The following is a 19,526-nucleotide window of genomic DNA, read 5'->3' on the forward strand; positions in this document are numbered from 1 at the left end:
GTCGGTGTCTTGCCTGCTCATCGGGTCGGCCCGCTCACCGGGCCCACTCCTCCGCGGTTCGCAGGTCGTCGTCGGTGTCGCAGTCGAACCAGGGCGGGGGTCCGGGACGGCGCCAGGACACCTCGATGAAGCGCAGCTGATCCATGAGGGCGTGCATCGGGGCGCCGTGCAGGCTGCCCCGCTCCTCGGCGACCCGCTTCAGCGCGTCCCGCAGGGCGGCCGTCCGCCACACGCCGCAGAGCGACTGCAGCCGGCCCTCGGCGTCCCGGTAGACCGCGCCCTGCATCGGCGCCGACTCCACGGTGAGCCGCAGCACGTCGATGGCCTCGCCGGTCAGCAACGGCAGGTCGGCGGCAAGCAGCGCGGTGAAGCTGACCTCCGTCGGCACCAGCTCGAGACCGGCGGCGGTCGCGGCAACCGGGCCACCGCCGGGCGGTTGCTCCGTGGTCGAGGCGACCGGCACGGGCAGGTCGGGAGGCACGCGCCCGACCACCACCTGCGGATCGGCGTCGTGCACCGCGGCCAGGACACGCGTCAGCATCGACTGCCCGGCCACCGGAATGGTGGGCTTGTCCGCACCACCCATCCGACGTGCCGCACCGCCGGCCAACACCACCGCCGCGAATCCCCCCACGTACGTACCGTATCCCGTGGGAGACATGAGCGTGACTGTGCGGACGGCATTGCGCGGTGTGTGCGGGTCTGACCTGGGCGGCAGCGGGCCGGCACGGGCGATGGGGGCGATCGGCCGTGGTGATCGCGCGCCGGGGTGGAGTGGTCACGGCCGGGTCGCTCGGCGGGAAGTGGTGGGGTGCCGGTGTCGGTTGCGTCGGCTTTGTGCCGGGATCGGCTGAGCTGATGCCGCCCGCGCCGGCGGGAGGCCGCGCCGGCGGGAGGCCGCGCCGGCGGGAGGCCGCGCCGGCTCTCTTCCGCGATCGGTTGGAGCTGCTGTCGCCGCGCCGGCCCTTCCGGGATCGGCGAAAGCCGCTGCCCGCGTCGGCTCTCGTCCGGGAGCGGCCCGAGCCGCTGTCGCCGTCCCGGGCCCTTCCGGGATCGGCGGGTGCCGCCGTCGGCGCATACGCTGCGATGATGGCGCGCGCGATGAACCGGCGACCCGTGATGAAGATCAATCTCGATGCGGCGGCCGAGTCGCGGCGGCGGCCCGACGACCTGGCCGCCGAGGAGCCGCTGGAGATCCGGCTGCGGCAGGCCCCGCTGGCCGTCACCATGCGCACGCCCGGCCAGGACATCGACCTGGCCATGGGCTTCCTGCTGACCGAGGGCGTCATCCGGACGGCCGCCGACGTCGTCACCGCCCAGCTGTGCGCGGGCACGGACACGCCGAACACCTACAACGTGGTCGACGTGGTGCTCGGCGCGGACGTGCCACCGCCGGTCACCGATCCGAGCCGCAACTTCTACACGACCAGCTCGTGCGGGGTGTGCGGCAAGGCGAGCATCGACGCGGTCCGTACCCGGTCCCGGTTCGACGTGGCCGCGGACGAGTGCACGGTCCCGGCGCGGGTCCTGGCCGATCTGCCGGACCGGCTCCGGGCCGCGCAGCGCGCCTTCGACCGCACAGGCGGGCTGCACGCGGCCGGCCTGTTCACCGCCGGGGGCGAGCTGCTGGTGATGCGCGAGGACGTCGGGCGGCACAACGCGGTGGACAAGGTGATCGGCTGGGCGCTGCGCGAGGGCCGGCTGCCGCTGACCGGGCACGTGCTGCTGGTGTCGGGGCGGGCCAGCTTCGAGCTGACCCAGAAGGCGTGGATGGCGGGGATCCCGATGCTCGCGGCCGTGTCGGCGCCCAGCACGCTCGCCGCCGAACTGGCCGACGAGGCGGGCATGACGCTGGTCGGCTTCCTGCGCGGCCCGACCATGAACGTGTACGCGGGGACGCAGCGCGTGACCGTCTGAGTTCGTACGGTCTTCCGCGGCACTTCACTGCGGCCACGCGGGGTGGACATTCACGGTCATGAGGCTGCTGGCATGGCACTCTCACGACGTACCCTCCTGCTGAGCAGCGCTGCAGCCGGCGCGACCGGCGCCGCAAGCGTCTGGCCGCTGGCCGCCTCGGCCGCGCCCTACCGCGGGCCGCTGCGCGCCGATCCGTTCACCGTCGGGGTGGCCTCCGGCGACCCCGAGCACGACGGCTTCGTCCTGTGGACCCGGCTGGCCCCGGTCCCGCTGGCCGACGACGGCCTCGGCGGCATGCCGGCGCGCGACGTGCCGGTCCAGTGGGAGATCGCCGCCGACGCGCGCTTCCGCCGGGTCGTCCGCCGCGGGGTCGCCGTCGCGCGGGCGGCCGCCGCGCACACCGTGCACGTCGAGCTGCACGGTCTGCCGCCGGCCCGCGAGTTCTTCTACCGCTTCAAGGCCGAGCGGTACGTGTCGCCGACCGGCCGCACCCGGACTGCGCCGGCCCCGTGGAGCAGCGGCGGCACGCTGGCGATGTCGTTCGTGTCCTGCTCGCAGTACGAGCACGGCTACTTCACCGCGTACCGGCGGCTGGCCGAGGACCAGCCGGAGCTGATCCTGCACCTGGGCGACTACCAGTACGAGTACGGACCGGGTACGTACACCATCCCCGGCGGGAACCCGCGCGATCACCAGGGCCCGGAGACGGTGACCCTGGCGAACTACCGGCAACGGCACGCCCAGTACAAGACCGACCCGGATCTGCAGGCCGCGCACGCGGTGGCCCCGTGGGCGGTGGTCTTCGACGACCACGAGATCGAGAACAACTGGGCGGACGAGATCCCGGAACAGCCCGATCCCGACTTCCTGGCCCGGCGGGCGGCGGCGTTCCAGGCTTACTACGAGAACATGCCGCTGCGCCGGACCTCGATCCCCCGCGGCATCGACATGCAGCTGTACCGGCGCCTGCGGTGGGGCCGGCTGGCGACCTTCCACCTGCTCGACACCCGCCAGTACCGCGACGACCAGGGCTGCGGCGACGGGTACAAGGACTGCCCGGCCGCGACCGACCCGGCCCGCTCGATCACCGGCGCCGAGCAGGAGAAGTGGCTGCTGGACGGCTTCCACCGCTCGACGGCCCGCTGGGACATCCTGGGCCAGCAGGTGTTCTTCGGCCAGCGCGACAACAACGCGGGGCCGGCGAAGGTGGTGAGCATGGACTCGTGGGACGGCTACGCGGCCTCCCGCGACCGGATCACCCGGGGCTGGGTGGACGCGGGCGTGCGCAACCCGGTGGTCCTGACCGGCGACGTGCACGCCCACTGGGCCGACGAGCTCAAACTGGACTACACGGATCCGACCTCGCGCACGGTGGGCACGGAGCTCGTCTGCTCGTCGATCACCTCCACGGGGGACGGGACGGATGTGCCGTCGGGACAGCACCCGTGGGCGGCCTGGAATCCGCATCTGCGCTTCTACAACAACCAGCGGGGCTACGTCCGGACGACGATCAGCAAGGACGCGATGACGGCCGACTTCCGCGTCGTGCCGTACGTGACGCGGCCGGGGGCGGCCGCCCACACCCGGGCCACCTTCGTGATCGAGGACCGGGTGCCGGGGTTGCACCAGATCGCGGACAGTCCGACGCCGGGTGGGGCCGCTCTGCGGGCCGGTGATCCGGGTGCCGCGACCGTGCAGCAGGAGACCGATCGACCCTGACGCTGCCCACGCCCGGCCGGGCCGTCCCGGGGTGGGATGGCCCTGTCGGACGCGATCGGCGGGGCCGAGCAGGCTGCCTGCCACGCGGTCAGATGCCGCGGTGGGTGGCACGGCGTGGGGCCTGGCGGCGCTCACCTGCCCGGTCCCGTCTCTCGCGGCTCGTGTCCCCGGGCTTGGCGATCTCGGGACGGATCTGCACCCGCGGCCGGTCGGCGTGTCCGATGCGGTCGGGCTCATGGGACTCCCGGGCGTCGTCATCTTCCCCGTGGACACCGTGTTCGCTCGTCGGCATACCCTCCACCGCGGGCCAGCCGTCGACCACGGACGGCGGGAGTCCGACCGTGAGCACTCGCTGCATCAGCAGACCCAGGGAATAGTCCGGTTTCTCCGTCAGGGCGCGTTCGACGGCGACGCTGGCCAGCGCTCCCTGGCCCATCCGCCAGGCCACGAACGCCAGCAGGCCCGCCGGCGCCGGCAGGTAGCGTGACTCCACCCGGCGCATCACGTCCGACCAGAGCGCCAGCTCCCACTCCTCGGTTCTCGTGCGGGTCCAGGCGTAGTCGCGCACCGGCACGTTCAGCAGCAGAACGCCGAGCCAGGCCACGTCGTCGTCGGGGAGCCGGCCGCCGGAGCTGTAGCAACGCTCGGCTTCGCGGACCGCCAGGCGTCCGGCGTTGCGCACCAGGGTGAAGAAGTAGTCCTCGTCCGACAGCAGGTCCGGGGCGAGTTGCGCCTCCGGCCGCATGTCGGGGTCCGGGTTCGGCTGCGTCCCCAGGTCCGGCTCCGCGTTCAGATCCGGCCTCGCGCCCGGGCCGGGCACCGGGCCCGTGGCGGGATCCGGGTCCGCGGTGGGCTTCCGGTCAGGTGGTAGCGGCACGGCGAGACCCAGCTTCGCCCAGAGCACCCCGCCCAGGTGCAGCTCAGCCGTCCCGGGGCGACCCGCCGCCGACGCTGCCGCCAGCGGCTCCGGAGTCTTCGAGTCGTGGAAGCGCGGAGCGTCGCCGCTCCGCTCATAGCCGGGGGCCGGGCCGATCCGGGCCCCCGGGAGCGCCGGACGCTCGCTGGCGAGGGCCGCCAGACGCAGGACCGCCTTCGCCGTCGCCGAGGTCATCGCCTCGCGGTCGTCGCCCGTCACCGGTGCCAGCTGCGCCGACAGGGTTTCGCGGTCGGGCAGCGCCACCGCACCCGCGAAGGTCGCTTCCGCCGCCAGCACGCTGTTCGCCGGCTCGCACGGGCGGCCCTCCGCCGGGCAGCACCTCGTTTCCGTGCACAGGTACGACCAGTACCGGCCGTCGGTCACGCGCAGCTCGTCGACGATCGTCAGGCCCTCTTTGCGGAAGGCCTTCGAGATGCGGAGCACCGCCGGTGTCACGCGGGACTCCGTGCCGTACCCGAGGATCGTGACCGCCTCGACCTGCTGACGCAGCACGACCGTGGCCAGGTGCAGCACCGCCGCGTGGGCCTCTTCCTCCGGCGTGCCGTCCTCGGGCAGGTCGATACGCACGGCGAAGGTGATGAGCGGACCGCGCATCGCCACCACGGTGAGGCTGTCCGCGGGGTGGAAGCCGATCAGGAACGGCACGGCGGAGATGAGCTCGGCCGGAGAAGTGACCTTCAGCGTTGTCATGCCCGGCAGAGTGGCGGATTCCGCTCCTCGGCCGTCTGCCAAAGCTGGAGCCTGTGGATAACGCGGTTGTCCACAGGCGCCCCGCACGGGATCCCGTCAGGAACGAAACTGCAACTCATGCAACTCGAGCCCGTCCTGCTGCCACTCGTGGGCATGCCGGTCCAGGTCCATGGTCAGCTCGATCGACGACACCACGTCGTACCCCGCCGCGTGCAGGCTGCGGATCGCGTCGACATTGCGCGACGAGGGCGAGATGGTCAGCGACACCATGCTGCGCTTTTTGGCCTCGGCGGCCACGTGCCGCAGCAACTTGCGGCCGACCCCCTTGTGCCGGTGCGAGCGGGTGACGACCACCGGCTCCACCTCGCCGCCACGGCCGCGCATGATGAGCCCGACCAGGCCGATCACTCCGTCGTCGGCGTGGTCGGCGACCCACAGACCGCTCAGGTCGAGCCGGGTGAGGTACTCCTCGAAGCCGGCGCCGGCGTCGTCCGGAACGTCGCCGTACATCTGGTTGTGCTGATTGGTCAGCTCCGACCACAGGCGGCGACCAGCGCTGTGGTCGCTCGGCCGGTACGAACGCACCGTGACAGGTGTCATACCGACATTTTGACTCCCATCGGGGGGCCCTGTAACCCGAAGTGGAAGATAAGACTGTGGATCTGGCGTACCTGCGCGCGCACCCCCAGCATCTCCCGACATTTCTCACCCATCAACGGATCCGGGAAACCCCCGTCGGAGGCGGCAACGTATGCACCGCGTCCCGCCTGACCTTGGACGACGGCGCGTCGCTGTTCACCAAGACGTGGCCCTCCGGGAACGCACCCGAGCACTTCTTCGCCACGGAGGCGGCCGGGCTGCGCTGGCTGCGCGAGGCGCGGACCGTGCCGGTCCCGGAGGTGCTGGTGGCGCTTCCGGAGATGCTCGCGCTCGAATGGATCGACGCCGGCGAGTCGTCACCCGCGGCCGCCGAGCGGTTCGGCCGGGAGCTCGCGGGGCTGCATCGCCGGGGCGCGGAGGCCTTCGGCGCCGAGTGGCCGGGCTTCATCGGCCCGTTGACGCAGGACAACACGCCGTCCGCCGGGCCGTGGGCGCCGTGGTTCGCGGAGCGCCGGCTCCGGCCGTACCTGAAGATCTCGGCCGACAGCGGGGCCCTGCCGGCGGCGGACGTCGCGGTTGTGGAGCGGGTCATTCAGCGGATCGAGGGGTACGGCGGGGAGGAACCCCCGGCCCGGATCCACGGCGACCTGTGGCCGGGCAACGTGGTGTGGGGCGCCGACGGCCGGGCGTGGCTGGTCGACCCCGCGGCGCACGGCGGGCACCGGGAAACCGACCTGGCTCAGCTGGCGCTTTTCGGCGGGCCGCCGCACCTGGAGACGATCATGCGGGCGTACGCGGAGGAGTGGCCTCTAGCGGAGGGCTGGCGCGCCCGCGTACCGGTGCACCAGCTGCACCTTCTGCTGGTGCACACGGCGGCGTTCGGCGGGGCCTACCGGAATGCGGTGCGGTCGGCGGCCGACGCCGCGCTGCGCAGTTGATCTCGGGACGGGTACGCATATGCGCCGGACCACAGGTCGCGTGCCGCCAAATGTCGTATCCAAGCGCTAGGTTCGACCTGTGCGTGAGCGTGCCGGGCGAGTCGGGTGGCTCCGAGCTGCCGTGGCCGTGAGCGTGGGCGACCGACGGGGCGAGGAGTCGACGTGAGTGTGCTCGCTGACAGATTCGGCCGGGTCGCGACCGACCTACGGGTGTCGCTGACCGACCGCTGCAACCTGCGCTGCACGTACTGCATGCCGGAGGAGGGGCTCGCGTGGATGCCACGTGAGCAGCAGCTCACCGATGAGGAGGTCGGCCGGCTGCTCCGGATCGCCGTCGAGCAGCTCGGCGTGACCAACGTGCGTTTCACCGGTGGCGAGCCGCTCATCCGGCGCGGGTTGACCGGCATCATCGCGGCGGCCGCGGCCCTCCAGCCTCGGCCGAAGCTGTCCATCACCACCAACGGCATCGGGCTCGACCGGCTGGCCGGTCCGCTGCGGGACGCCGGGCTGGACCGGGTCAACGTCTCGCTGGACACCATGTCGCCGGAGAGGTTCCTGCAGCTGACCCACCGGGACAGGCATGCCGACGTGCTCAAGGGTCTGGCCGGCGCGGCGCGGGCCGGGCTCACCCCGGTGAAGATCAATACCGTGCTGATGCGGGGGGTCAACGACGACGAGGCTCCGGAGCTGCTTCGCTTCGCGCTCGAGCACGGCTATCAGCTCAGGTTCATCGAACAGATGCCGCTCGACGCCCAGCATCAGTGGAACAGGCACGAGATGGTCACCGCGGAGGCGATCCTGGCCTCGCTGGAACCGTACGGGCTGCTACCCGATTCGGTTTCACGTGGAACAGCGCCGGCCGAGACCTGGCTGGTGCCGGGCTACGTCGACGCGGCCGGCAATCCCGCCCGGGTCGGGGTGATCGGCAGCGTGACCAGGCCGTTCTGCGGCGACTGCGACCGCACCCGGCTCACCGCGGACGGCCAGGTCCGCAACTGCCTGTTCGCCACGGAGGAGTCCGACCTGCGCGGGCTGCTGCGCTCGGGCCGGACGGATGCGGACATCGCCAAGGCCTGGCAGACCGCAATGTGGGGGAAGAAGGCAGGTCACGGGATCGACGACCCCTCTTTCCTGCAGCCGGCCCGCCCGATGTCGGCGATCGGAGGCTGACGTGCGGCCCGGCCGGTGCCGGCCATCCGCAGCCGACCCACGGGCCGATCAACGCCTGCCAATGGCAGCCGTCGAGCCGGTGGCCCGAGCTCGACCCGTGAGCAAGCGCCAACTCGCCACTTCGCCCCCGTCCGTGGAACCCTTGGACAGCGCCCATCGCTGCAAGCCTGGAGCCGGCTGGCGTGGGTCCGCGCTTGTCAGCGAACGCCGGGTGGAGGTACGACACAGTGCTTGAGGTGCGGTATTTCGCCGGGGCGCGAGCAGCGGCAGGTCTCTCCTCGGAGACCGTCGCGGCCGGCTCCCTCGACGATCTCGTGGCCCTGCTGGCCGACCGGCACGGCGAACGGCTCGCTCTGGTCCTGAAGGCGGCCAGTTTCCTGGTGGACGGGCTGGCCTGCCATGATCGGCAAGCGGCTCTGCCCGCCGGCGCGACCGTGGACGTCCTGCCGCCGTTCGCCGGGGGTTGAGCTTGATCGCGTTCGTCGGGCTGGTCATCGCCGTCATCGGGCTGATCCACTTCTACCTGTGGAAGCGGCTGGTCCGCGATGCGTTCCGCCCCGGCCGGCTGCGCCGGGCCGGTGGCGTCCTGGCGATCCTCCTGGCCGTGCTGGTGCCGGCCACCATGATCGGCACGCGGACCGCGGATCTCCGGTGGCTGGCCTGGCCGGGCTTCCTCTGGATCGCCCTGATGTTCTACCTGCTGGTGACGCTCGCCGCCCTGGAGATCCCCCGCCTGGCGGTCAGCCTCTGGATCCGGAAGCGGGGCAAGGGAACGGCCCCGGCGACGACAGCGGGAGCCGGCAACCCCGCCGAGCTGGCGCCCATGGCCGCCGAGGGCGCATCCCCGGCCTCCGGCTCGCCCGTCGGCGCCCTCTCCACCGGTACGGATCTGCGCGCGGACTCCGCCGCGTCGGGGGAGCCTCTCGGCGACGTGACCCCACCCGGGATCGAGCGGCGGCTGCTCCTCGCCCGGGGCGCCGCCATCTTCGCCGGGCTCACCGCCGCCGGCATCACCGGCTACGGCGTGCGGACCGCGCTGGGGCCTCCGCAGCTCGACCGTTTCCAGTTCCCCCTGGCCAAACTGCCCCGCGCCATGGACGGCACCCGCCTCGCCGTCGTCTCGGACATCCACCTCGGGCCGCTGACCGGTGTCCGGCACGCCGCCCGGATCGTCGAGCTCATCAACTCCGTCGACGCCGACCTCGTCTGCATCGTCGGTGACCTGGTCGACGGCAGCGTCGCCGAGCTCGGCCGGTTCGCCGCACCGCTCGCCGACATCCGGGCGCGGCGCGGCGCCTACTTCGTCACCGGCAACCACGAGTACTACTCCGGCTACCAGGAGTGGGTTACCGAGGTGGCGCGGCTGGGCGTACGGCCGCTGCGCAACGAGCGGCTGGAGATCGAGGGGCTCGACCTGGCCGGCGTCAACGATATCGGGGGCGCCGACTTCGGCGACGGGCCCGATCTGCGCCGGGCGCTCGGTGACCGCGACACCAGCCGGCCCGTGGTGCTCATGGCCCATCAGCCCCTCGTCGCGCGCGATGCGGCCCCGTTCGGTGTCGATCTCCAGGTCTCCGGGCACACGCACGGCGGGCAGATGGCGCCGTTCAACCTGCTGGTCAAGCTGGAACAGCCGGTCGTGAGTGGTTACGGCGAGGTCGACGGCGTTCCCGTCTACGTCACGAACGGGGCCGGTTTCTGGGGGCCGCCGGTCCGGGTCGGCGCGCCGCCGCAGGTCACCCTCATCGAGCTGCGCACACCCTGAACCACCGGACAGCAGAGCCGAGCATTCGGGACTCAATCGTGGATCGGTTAGGTCACTTCGCGCGTGGCGGCTCGTGGCACGCCGGGCGCTCGTGACAGGATGCAGCGTGCCCTCGGTTAGCGAAGGGTCCTCGGTCGCCGCGGACACATACGTCGCGGATCTGCACATCCACTCCAAGTATTCGCGGGCCTGCAGCCGCGACCTCACCCTGCCGAACCTGGCCTGGTGGGCTCGGCGCAAGGGCATCGCGGTGCTCGGCACCGGGGACTTCACGCATCCCGCCTGGTTCGACCACCTGCGGGACAATCTGCGTCCCGCCGACGAGCCCGGCCTGTTCCGGCTCGGCCCGGACGCGGAGCAGGAGGTCGGCCGCAAGCTGCCGCCGATCCTGCAGAGCAGCGACGACGCGCGGTTCATGCTCAGCGTCGAGATCTCGACGATCTACAAGCGGGACGACCGTACGCGCAAGGTGCACCACCTGATCTACATGCCGGACCTGGCCGCCGCCGCCCGGTTCAACACCGCGCTCGGCCGGATCGGCAACCTCACCGCGGACGGCCGCCCGATCCTCGGCCTCGACTCCCGCGACCTGCTCGAGATCACGCTCGAGGCGAGCCCGGACGCGTACCTGGTGCCCGCGCACATCTGGACCCCGTGGTTCTCCGCGCTCGGCTCCAAGTCCGGCTTCGACGCGATCGCCGACTGCTACGCCGACCTGGCCGAACACATCACCGCCGTCGAGACCGGCCTGTCCTCCGACCCGGCGATGAACTGGCGGGTCTCGAGCCTGGACCGCTACCGGCTGGTGTCCAATTCGGACGCGCACTCGCCGGCGGCGCTCGCCCGGGAGGCGACGCTCTTCCGGGGCACCCCCGACTACTTCGCCATCAAGGCCGGCGACACGCTGGCGGGCACGATCGAGTTCTTCCCGGAAGAGGGCAAGTACCACGCGGACGGGCACCGCGCCTGCGGCATCAACTGGGCGCCGCAGCAGACCCGGGAGCACGGCGGCCGCTGCCCCGAGTGCGGCAAGCCGCTCACCGTCGGCGTCCTCAACCGCGTCGAGGAGCTGGCCGACCGCACCGACGGCGGCGCGCGGGACCAGCAGGTCGTGCACCTCATCCAGCTGGGCGAGATCCTCGGCGAGATCAACGGCGTCGGGCCGAAGTCCAAGACCGTCGAGGCGCAGCTCAACCACGTGGTCGCCACCCTCGGCGCCGAACTGGACATCCTGCGGACGGTCCCGCTGGACGACATCGCCCAGGCCGGCGGCGAGCAGCTGCGCGAGGCCATCGACCGGCTGCGGCGCGGCGACGTGCGGCGCATCCCCGGGTACGACGGCGAGTACGGCGTGATCACCCTGTTCGAGCCCGGCGAACTGCGCAACCGGCAGAGCGCACCGCAGACCGAGACGCTGTTCGACATGCTGCCCGTACCGGTGCCGCAGCAGCGCAGGGCCGAGCCGGCGATCGGTCGTGCCCCGGTCCCGAAGGCCGCCAAGGAGCCCAAGAAGAAGGCGCCGCCGCTGCCCCCGCCGGCCAGCCCGCACGAGCCGTTCGAGCCGATGCTGGCCGGCATGGAAGAGGTCGGCACCGGCCTGCTGGACCGCCTGGACGCGATGCAGCGGGTGGCCGCCTCCGCGCCCGGCGGTCCGCTGCTGATCGTGGCCGGCCCCGGCACCGGCAAGACCCGCACGCTGACGCATCGGATCGCCTACCTCTGCGCCGAGCTCGGCGTGTTCCCGGAGCGGTGCCTGGCGATCACCTTCACCCGGCGCGCCGCCGAGGAGATGCGGCAGCGGCTCGACGCGCTGATCCCTGAGGTGGCCGAGGACATCACCGTCGGCACGTTCCACTCGCTCGGGCTGACCATCCTCAAGGAGAACGCCAAGGCGGCCGGTCTCGGCGCCAACTGGCGGATCGCCGACGACAGCGAGCGCGCCGCGGCCCGGGAGCAGGCCGGCGACGACGACCTGGCGTACGCCAAGCTGCTGCGCCAGCAGGACCTGGTCGACCTGGACGACCTGCTCACGATGCCCGTCGCGCTGCTGCGGGACGAACCGGAGCTGGTCGAGCGCTACCGCAAGCGCTGGCAGTGGATCTTCGTCGACGAGTACCAGGACGTCGACGACGTGCAGTACGAGCTGCTGCGCCTGCTGTCCCCGGCGGACGGCAACCTGTGCGCGATCGGCGACCCGGACCAGGCGATCTACTCGTTCCGCGGCGCCGACGTCGGCTACTTCCTCCGCTTCTCCCGGGACTTCACGGATGCCCGGCTGGTCCGGCTCACCCGCAACTACCGTTCCTCGGCGCCCATCCTGGCCGCGGCCGTGCAGGCCATCGCGCCGACCACCCTGGTCCAGGGCCGCCGCCTCGACCCGGCCCGGGTCAACCCCGAGTCGCCCCTGGTCGGCCGCTACTTCGCGGGCAGCGTGGCGGACGAGGCCGACTTCGTCGTGCGCACCGTCGACGAGCTGGTCGGCGGCCTGTCGCACCGCTCGCTGGACTCCGGCCGCGTCGACTCCCGCGCCGTCGCCCCCGGCACCCTGTCCTTCGCGGACATCGCCGTCCTCTACCGCACCGACTCCCAGGCGCAGGCCGTGGTCGAGGCGTTGTCGCGGGCCGGCGTACCGGTGCAGAAGCGGTCACACAACCGCCTGCGGGACCGGCCCGGGGTGCAGGTGATCGCGCACGAGCTACGGCACGCGAACGGCCTCGGCGGATCGCTGGCGGCGCGCGTCAAGCTGTCGGCGCAGGTGCTGGCCCAGCGCTACGCGGCGCCGACCCTGGACGCCGAGCAACTCGCCCCGGAGGACATCTGGACGGCCGCCGACCTGCTCATGCCGCTCGCTCAGCGGATCGGCGAGGACCTGCCCCGATTCCTCCAGGAGATCGCCACGGGCGCCGAGGTGGACGCCCTCGACCCGCGCGCCGAGGCGGTCAACCTGCTCACCCTCCACGCGGCGAAGGGCCTCGAGTTCCCGGTCGTGTTCCTGGTGGGCTGCGAGGACGGGCTGCTGCCGCTGCGCTGGCCCGGCGCCACGCCGACCGACGACGAGACGGCCGAGGAGCGCCGCCTCTTCTTCGTGGGTCTGACGCGCGCGCAGGACCGGCTCTACGTGAGCCACACGGCGCGGCGCTTCCGGCACGGCAAGGAACGCGAGCAGTCCCCGACGCCGTTCCTGGACGCGATCGACGCGGGTCTCTTCGAGCGGATGGGCGACGCCGTCCCGTCGCGCCCCCAGGACCGCCAGCTGCGGCTGCTCTGACCGCCGCCCGGGTCTGACACGTTCGGGTGACGGCCGGCCCGGTGGGGTGACCTCAGGACAGCAGGATGCCGAGCAGGGCCCCGGCCAGCAGGGCCGGCCCCAGCGGCAGCGCGGTCCGGCGCGCTGCCCGGCGGGTGAGCAGGAGGGCCACCGCGATCGGACCGTTGATCAGGTGGGGCGTCAGGAGCCCGAGCGCCAGCGCCGGCCAGCCGAGGAAGCCGAGCACGAAGCCGAGGACCGTGGCCAGCTTGACGTCGCCCGCACCGAGCCCGGCCCCCGGGAGCAGGGCGATGATCAGGTAGAACACCCCGCTGATCAGCGCGGCCAGCGCGGCCCGGCCGACCCGGGCCGGCTCGCCGGCCAGCAGGGCGCCGGCGCCGAGCGGGAGCGCCGTGCCGGCCGCCAGCAGCGCCACCAGCGGGTCCGGCAGGCGCAGACAGCGGAAGTCGATCACGGCCAGCAGGAGGCCCAGCAGCGCCGCGGGCAGCAGCACGAGCAGCCGGGGCGCGGGGCCGATCGTGGCGCCCAGCAGGCCCGTGACCAGCACACCCGTCGTCACCGTCCACACCGGGGGGCGGGCGCAGCGACAGGGCGCTCCGGCGCGTACCCAGGTCGCCACCGCGGCCGTGCAGTCGGCGCACGTGGATCTCGGCCGGGTGCCGCGCGGCACCGCCAGGCGGTGCGCGGGGCAGGGGACGAAGGCGGCCGCCGCGCCGCCGAAGACGGCCGCGCACACCGTCACCGAGCTCGACATGGGGCTGAACGGTAGTGGTCCGGCGGGCGCCGGCCGCGTCGCGTTGCCGACAGACGCGGCGAATGGCCCCCTTGTAGCCGAGTTGAGCCCGGGTCGGCGCGATTCCGGGAGAGAACGAGCCGGTCGTGCACGCTACGGTGGCCTACAGCGAACCCGCGCCTGGAGGAACCCCGATGTCGCAGAACGGCCCCTATCCCGGCCAGGGCTGGCCGGCCGGCGGATCATCTGGTTCCGACGAGCCCTACACGGAGCCCGCCGACCCGTGGGGTGACGCCGCCACGCACGCCGCGCCGGTGCCGGACACCGCCTGGGGCGGCCAGCCGATGTCGGTGCCGCCCTCGCACGAGAATTCCGCCGGCTACACCGGCTACCCGGTGGCGCCGCTGAACGGCGTGCCGCCGGTGTGGCAGCAGCCCACGATGCCTCCGCCGCGCCGGCGGAACACCCCGATCATCGCCCTGGTGGTCGTGCTCGGGCTGCTGATCCTGAGCGGACTGGCCACGGCGGCCTGGCTGGTGCAGCGCGGCGGCAACCCGCGGGCCGGGCAGTCGCTGACGCCGACGGCGCCGGCCAGCGCCACCAACGACGCGGTGCCGGAGCCCCAGAGCAGCGAGGACGCGCGCTTCGTCAGCAAGGGCCAGTGCGTGCGCAACGAGGGTACGGCGGACGACAGCCCCGACCTCAAGATCGTCTCCTGTGCCAGCGGCACATACGAGGTGCTCAAGCGGGTGGACGGCCGCACCACCGGCGAGGCCGACGCCGAGTCCAAGTGCAGCAAGGTGGCGAAGTACACCAAGTGGTACTTCTACGACAGCGAGCTCGACAGCCTCGACTTCGTGCTGTGCCTCCGCGAGTATGGCGACGGCTAGCCTTCTCTAGCTTTATCGCTAGATACCGTTAGAGGGCAATCGATTGCGAACTCTAGCGTTCCGCCTAGAGAGCCCGATACGGTGCTATCCGTGGATCCGGTCCGCAACCCTTACGCTCCCGGCGCCGGCCAGCGCCCACCCGAGCTGGCCGGTCGCGGCCGTGAGCTGGACGCCTTCGACATCGTGCTGGAACGGGTGGCGCGAGGCCGCCCCGAGCGCAGCCTCGTCCTGACCGGACTGCGCGGCGTCGGCAAGACGGTGCTGCTCAACACCCTGCGCTCGGCGGCCATCGGCCGGCTCTGGGGCACCGGCAAGATCGAGGCCCGCCCGGACCAGTCCCTGCGCCGCCCGGTCTCCGCGGCGCTGCACATGGCGATCCGCGAACTGACCCCGCACCACCGCAACCCGGACCGCGTCGACGAGGTGCTGGCCGTGCTCAAGGCGTTCGCGCTGCGGGCCAACGACTCCACGGCGAAGCTGCGCGACCGCTGGACGCCCGGCATCGACGTGCCGCCCGCCCGCGGCCGGGCCGACTCCGGCGACATCGAGATCGACCTGGTCGAGCTGTTCACCGACGCGGCGTCGCTGGCCACCGACGTGGGCACGGGCATCGCGCTGTTCATCGACGAGATGCAGGACCTCGGCCCGGCCGACGTCTCCGCGCTCTGCGCCGCCTGCCACGAGCTGTCCCAGCTCGGCGCGCCGCTCATCGTGGTCGGCGCCGGCCTGCCGCACCTGCCGGCGGTGCTCTCCGCGGCGAAGTCCTACTCGGAACGGCTCTTCCGCTACCAGCGCATCGACCGCCTCGACCGGATCGCCGCCGACCTCGCCCTGTGCGCGCCGGCCGCCCGCGAGGACGTCGAGTACGAGCCCAAGGCGCTGGACCTGCTCTACGAGAAGTCGGGCGGGTACCCGTACTTCGTGCAGGCGTACGGGAAGGCGACCTGGGACCACGCGCCGACCTCGCCGGTGACCGCGGAGGACGTCCGGGTGGCGGCGCCGGAGGCCGAGGCCGAGCTGGCCGTCGGCTTCTTCGGCTCCCGGTTCGAACGGGCCACCCCGGCGGAACGGGAGTACATGCGCGCGATGGCGTCGCTCTCCGGCGACTCGGAGAACGACATGGACGCGGCGGTGCCGACCGCCGACATCGCCGCCGCGCTGTCCCGGCGCCCGGCCAGCCTGTCGCCCGCCCGCGACGCGCTGATCAAGAAGGGCCTGATCTACTCGGGCGAGCGCGGCACGGTCGCCTTCACCGTCCCGCACTTCGGCCGCTACCTGCGCACGCAGCCCTAAAGGGCGCGCCACGCGGCGGGGTAGCGGGCCTCGACCGGCCGCAGCGCCAGCAGCTGCCAGGCGTCACCCGCCGCGGACCACTGGCTGGTGATCCCGTACGGCGCGGCCGGCACGAACCCGAACCGCCGGTAGTACGCCGGCTCGCCGAGCACCAGCACGAGCCGTTCCCGCGCCTCGGTGGCCCGGCGCAGCGCGTCCCGGACGACACTGCTGCCCAGCCCCTGGCGCTGCCGCGGCGGCGTGACGGCCACCGGTCCCAGCGCCAGCGCCTCCTCGCCGCCGACCATCACCCTGCTGAGCAGGGCGTACGCGACCACGCGACCGTTTTCCTCGGCGACGACGGAAAACTCGGGAAGCCACGCGTGGGTCGGCCGCAGCGCCGCGACCAGCCGCGCCTCGTCCTCACCGCCGAACGCCGACTCCAGGAGACGCCGTACGCCGTCCGCGTCCTCAGGCTGCTCGATCCGCACCTCGGTCATACCCCCGAACCCTACGGAAGGCGGGGCGCACCCGGACCCCGCACCCTTGTCCACTCACCCGGCACGCCCGCGCGGATCCGGGTATAACGGGGCTATGAAGCCTGTGCGTACTGCCGCCCGTGCCATGCTCGGCGCCATCTTCGTGGTCAGCGGAGCCCGCATCGTGCTCGACCCGGATTCCAAGGTCACCGCGGCCAAGCGGGTGACCGACAAGGTCGGGCCGCTGATCGAGCGAGTGGACCCCCGCCTGCCCAGCGACGCGCGCAACCTCGTGCGGGCCAAGGCCGCCGCCGACGTCGTCGCCGGGCTGCTGCTGGCCCGCGGCCGGTTCACCCGGCCCGCCGCCGCCGTGCTCGCGGCCGGGCTGGTGCCCACGACCCTGGCCGGGCATCCGTTCTGGACGTACCCGCAGCCGGAGCGCACCCAGCACGAGACCCACTTCCTGAAGAACCTCGGCCTGCTCGGCGGGCTGCTGCTCGCCGCGGTCGACACCCAGGGCAAGCCGGGAATCAGCTACCGGACCAGCCACGCGGTGGACCGCTCGCAGCGCTCGGTACGCCGCGCGGTGCGCACGGCCAAGCGCGAAGCCAAGATCGCCACGGTCTCCGCGGCGGCCGCGCGCAAGATCCCCGGATAAATCACCTAACGGGCTCGCCCGGCGTTAAGCCGTCGAAGCACCAGGGCGGCGCGCTCGAGACCGGCGCGGTCACGCCGGATCGAGCCACGGGGAGGTCGCGCCATGCCCGCGATGCGGACTGCCGCGCGTCCGGCCACGACCAGGTGCGTCGTGGTCCTGCTCGCCTGGGTCGGTGTCCTGGCGGCGATCACCACGATCGCCCAGCGGTACGGCTTCAGCGGCCTGGCCGTCAACCGGGCGGCGCTGATCCACGCCTGGGCGGGTGACGGCCTGTACTCGTACCGCTCGCCGTTGACCAACCTGGGCACCGCCCTGCCGCCGCCCGCGCTGTTCCTGGTCTCCCCCGCGGCGTTCCTGCCGCTGGCGCTCGCCGGCTGGCTGACCGCCCTGGCCGGGGTGGCCGCGCTCGGCCTCTCCATGGTGGCGCTGGTCGGCCCGGTGGCCCGCCGCTACGGCCGCCGGCCGTGGCCGGTGGTGCTGGCCGCGAGCGCGCTCGCCCTGACCGTGGAGCCGGTACGCGCGGCGCTCGGCCTCGGCACCCTCGACCTGCTGGTGTTCGGCCTGGTCACGGCCGACATCGTGGCCCTGCGACGGGGCGCGTGGGCGCGCAGCCGGGCGGCGTGGTGGCCCGGCCGGCCGGCCTCGTCACCGCCCCGCGGCCGCACCCCCGCCGATCTCCTGCGGCGCGGCTGGGCCACCGGCGCCTGGGCGGGACTGGGGGTGGGCCTGGCGACGGCGCTGGCGGTGACCCCGGCGTTCTTCATCGTGTACCTGACGGTGACCAAACAGTGGCGGGCGGCCCTGACCGCCACGGGCACGGCGGCCAGCGCTGCCGTCGCGGCGCTGCTGATCAGTCCGGACGAGACCGCGGCCTGGTTCGGCGAGGTGCTGTGGCGCATCGACCGCACCGGCCCGGTCGACGCGATCGTCAACCAGTCGCTCGCCGGGGTGCTGGCCCGCATCTACGACTCGACGACCGCGCCGGTGCTGCTGTGGTTGTCGTTCTCGCTGCTGCTGATCGCGGTCGGGCTGATCCGGGCCCGGTCCGCGCACGCCGACGGCGACGAGATCGCGGCGTTCACGCTGATCGGGCTGACGGGGGCGATCGTCGGCCCGGTGACCGGCACCCACGAACTGATCTGGATCCTGCCGACGATCCTGATCCTCATCGACGCCGCGGCCCGCCGCCGAGCGACCCGAACGACCCCCGGCCGAACCCGCCGCCCCGGACTGGCCTTCGCCGTCGCCGCCGGGACGACGTACCTCCTGTTCGTGCTGGCTCCGATGTGGAGCCTGCACGACCCGTTCTCGGCCAACTGCTACGCGCTCGCCCTGGTCCTGCTGGTCAACGCCCTGCCGTGGCGGCCGGGCGTGGCACCGGCGTTCCCGATCAACCGCTGGCTCGGCCGCACACCGACAAGACCCCGCCGGACCACGGCCGCGGCGGGAGCGAACGCCGAGAAGTGGCAGCCGAGCCCGGACCGCCGGGTGGGCGAGCCGAGGAACCGCCCGGGCGGCCCCCTGCCGGCGGCAACGATCCCACCCCCACGAGAACCGGGCCGCTGATCGAGTCCTGGGCGGCCCCCCGACCCGCGGCCCGTCGATCCACCCCGCGCATCAGTTGGGGCGGGCTTGCTCCGGCGGTCCGTTGGCGATGGCGGATCACGCTGTGTAGAAGGAGCCGATGGGCGGCGGCATCGCTGGTCTGCGCACCCGCCCAGACACCATCGGCGAGGGTCGGCGTGAGCCCATGGTCGACTAGGGATGGCGAATACCGCGCCAGGACGGCTCCTGGTCGAGGCCAGGCCTGGGCATCTCCACAAGGTTGCCGACGTGGGCACTCCCGCCGGCTGTCAGCACGGACATCCCGCCGGTCACCAGCACGGGCGCCCCCACGGGTTGTCAGCACGGGCCCTCCCGCGGGTCGCCAGCACGGGCCCTCCCGCAAGTCACCAGCACGGGCCCTCCCTCGGATCGCCAGCACGGGCCCTCCCGCAAGTCACCAGCACGGGCCATCCCGCGGTTTGTCAGCACGGGCCATCCCGCGGATCGCTAGCACGGCGCTCCCGCGAAGTTGCCAGCACGGGCACTCCCACCCGGTCGCCAGTATTGGCATCCCCAAGTTGCCAGCATGGGCGCCCCTGCGGGGTGGCCCGGGCTATGGGCCACTCCCGGGAGGTCTCGAGGCGCCTGGGTGGGTCGCCCCGCCGAGCGCGGACGGGCTGCACCCCGTCGGCGCAGTCCGCCCCTGCCCGTGCGGATCTTGTGGAGCACGAGCGGGATTTCGGGCGCGGGCGCATCAAGATCCAAGCAAGCGGGGAGCTCGGGGCTGTGGCTGCCCCGCGAGCGCCGACCTTGGGAGGCCAGCAGCGAACGAGAGTTCAGCGAGGCCCCGCGGAGCGGAAGGAGGGCCGAGCGGAACGAGGGCCGAGCGGAACGAGGGCCGAGCGGAACGAGGGCCGAGCGGAACGAGGGCCGAGCGGAACGCGG

The 19,526-nt window shown here is 72.9% G+C and carries 16 protein-coding genes; 11 read left to right on the top strand and 5 right to left on the bottom strand.

Features of this window, described 5'->3' with window-relative positions:
* Positions 1 to 34: 34 nt before the first annotated feature.
* Positions 35 to 586: a molybdenum cofactor guanylyltransferase gene (gene mobA, locus Ani05nite_RS16185; protein WP_239130046.1), complete on the bottom strand. Its 552-nt coding sequence runs from the start codon at positions 584 to 586 to the stop codon at positions 35 to 37.
* A 503-nt stretch (positions 587 to 1,089) separates the two neighbouring features.
* Here mobA and fdhD point away from each other — a divergent pair.
* Entirely contained in the window at positions 1,090 to 1,917 is an 828-nt protein-coding gene (gene fdhD, locus Ani05nite_RS16190) for a formate dehydrogenase accessory sulfurtransferase FdhD (RefSeq protein ID WP_203769182.1), read from the top strand.
* Between the two features lie 72 nt (positions 1,918 to 1,989).
* Positions 1,990 to 3,636 (top strand): alkaline phosphatase D family protein, encoded by a 1,647-nt coding sequence (locus tag Ani05nite_RS16195; protein ID WP_203769184.1) that lies wholly within the window; start codon positions 1,990 to 1,992, stop codon positions 3,634 to 3,636.
* Between the two features lie 88 nt (positions 3,637 to 3,724).
* Here the strand turns inward: Ani05nite_RS16195 and Ani05nite_RS16200 are convergent, their stop codons facing one another.
* Positions 3,725 to 5,263 carry a DUF4192 domain-containing protein gene (locus tag Ani05nite_RS16200; protein ID WP_203769186.1) on the bottom strand — a complete coding sequence of 513 codons (1,539 nt, stop codon included), beginning with the start codon at positions 5,261 to 5,263 and terminating at the stop codon, positions 3,725 to 3,727.
* A 96-nt stretch (positions 5,264 to 5,359) separates the two neighbouring features.
* Positions 5,360 to 5,863: a GNAT family N-acetyltransferase gene (locus Ani05nite_RS16205; protein ID WP_203769188.1), complete on the bottom strand. Its 504-nt coding sequence runs from the start codon at positions 5,861 to 5,863 to the stop codon at positions 5,360 to 5,362.
* Positions 5,864 to 5,919: 56 nt separating this feature from the next.
* On the opposite strand from Ani05nite_RS16205, the gene Ani05nite_RS16210 reads away from it, so the two are divergent.
* From Ani05nite_RS16210 to Ani05nite_RS16230, 5 genes are all read left to right on the top strand, one after another.
* Positions 5,920 to 6,801, top strand: coding sequence for a fructosamine kinase family protein (locus Ani05nite_RS16210; RefSeq protein WP_203769190.1), 882 nt, complete (start codon positions 5,920 to 5,922; stop codon positions 6,799 to 6,801).
* A 162-nt stretch (positions 6,802 to 6,963) separates the two neighbouring features.
* Positions 6,964 to 7,971, top strand: a complete 1,008-nt coding sequence (gene moaA / locus Ani05nite_RS16215; RefSeq protein ID WP_203769192.1) for a GTP 3',8-cyclase MoaA — start codon at positions 6,964 to 6,966, stop codon at positions 7,969 to 7,971.
* A 182-nt stretch (positions 7,972 to 8,153) separates the two neighbouring features.
* Positions 8,154 to 8,438 carry a MoaD/ThiS family protein gene (locus Ani05nite_RS16220; RefSeq protein WP_275410559.1) on the top strand — a complete coding sequence of 95 codons (285 nt, stop codon included), beginning with the start codon at positions 8,154 to 8,156 and terminating at the stop codon, positions 8,436 to 8,438.
* Between the two features lie 5 nt (positions 8,439 to 8,443).
* On the top strand, positions 8,444 to 9,736 hold the full coding sequence (locus Ani05nite_RS16225; RefSeq protein ID WP_203769202.1) for a metallophosphoesterase: 1,293 nt from the start codon (positions 8,444 to 8,446) through the stop codon (positions 9,734 to 9,736).
* A 106-nt stretch (positions 9,737 to 9,842) separates the two neighbouring features.
* Positions 9,843 to 13,004 carry a UvrD-helicase domain-containing protein gene (locus Ani05nite_RS16230; RefSeq protein ID WP_203769194.1) on the top strand — a complete coding sequence of 1,054 codons (3,162 nt, stop codon included), beginning with the start codon at positions 9,843 to 9,845 and terminating at the stop codon, positions 13,002 to 13,004.
* Positions 13,005 to 13,056: 52 nt separating this feature from the next.
* Here the strand turns inward: Ani05nite_RS16230 and Ani05nite_RS16235 are convergent, their stop codons facing one another.
* Positions 13,057 to 13,758 carry a prepilin peptidase gene (locus Ani05nite_RS16235; RefSeq protein WP_239130044.1) on the bottom strand — a complete coding sequence of 234 codons (702 nt, stop codon included), beginning with the start codon at positions 13,756 to 13,758 and terminating at the stop codon, positions 13,057 to 13,059.
* A gap of 173 nt (positions 13,759 to 13,931) precedes the next feature.
* Here Ani05nite_RS16235 and Ani05nite_RS41065 point away from each other — a divergent pair, with 173 nt between their 5' ends.
* Positions 13,932 to 14,627, top strand: coding sequence for an LppU/SCO3897 family protein (locus Ani05nite_RS41065; protein ID WP_239130045.1), 696 nt, complete (start codon positions 13,932 to 13,934; stop codon positions 14,625 to 14,627).
* A gap of 90 nt (positions 14,628 to 14,717) precedes the next feature.
* A complete protein-coding gene (locus Ani05nite_RS16245) occupies positions 14,718 to 15,920 on the top strand; it encodes an ATP-binding protein (RefSeq protein ID WP_203769195.1) in 1,203 nt (400 codons plus the stop codon).
* Here the strand turns inward: Ani05nite_RS16245 and Ani05nite_RS16250 are convergent.
* Positions 15,917 to 16,399 carry a GNAT family N-acetyltransferase gene (locus Ani05nite_RS16250; protein WP_203769196.1) on the bottom strand — a complete coding sequence of 161 codons (483 nt, stop codon included), beginning with the start codon at positions 16,397 to 16,399 and terminating at the stop codon, positions 15,917 to 15,919. The two genes, Ani05nite_RS16245 and Ani05nite_RS16250, sit on opposite strands and share 4 nt — an antisense overlap.
* 94 nt (positions 16,400 to 16,493) lie before the next feature.
* On the opposite strand from Ani05nite_RS16250, the gene Ani05nite_RS16255 reads away from it, so the two are divergent.
* Together Ani05nite_RS16255 and Ani05nite_RS16260 are read left to right on the top strand one after the other, a co-directional pair.
* Positions 16,494 to 17,036: a DoxX family membrane protein gene (locus tag Ani05nite_RS16255; protein ID WP_203769197.1), complete on the top strand. Its 543-nt coding sequence runs from the start codon at positions 16,494 to 16,496 to the stop codon at positions 17,034 to 17,036.
* A gap of 102 nt (positions 17,037 to 17,138) precedes the next feature.
* On the top strand, positions 17,139 to 18,602 hold the full coding sequence (locus Ani05nite_RS16260) for a glycosyltransferase 87 family protein (protein ID WP_203769199.1): 1,464 nt from the start codon (positions 17,139 to 17,141) through the stop codon (positions 18,600 to 18,602).
* Positions 18,603 to 19,526 lie beyond the last annotated feature (924 nt).

The sequence above is a fragment of the Actinoplanes nipponensis genome, assembly GCF_016862275.1.
In the GTDB taxonomy this organism is placed as follows: Bacteria; Actinomycetota; Actinomycetes; order Mycobacteriales; family Micromonosporaceae; genus Actinoplanes; species Actinoplanes nipponensis.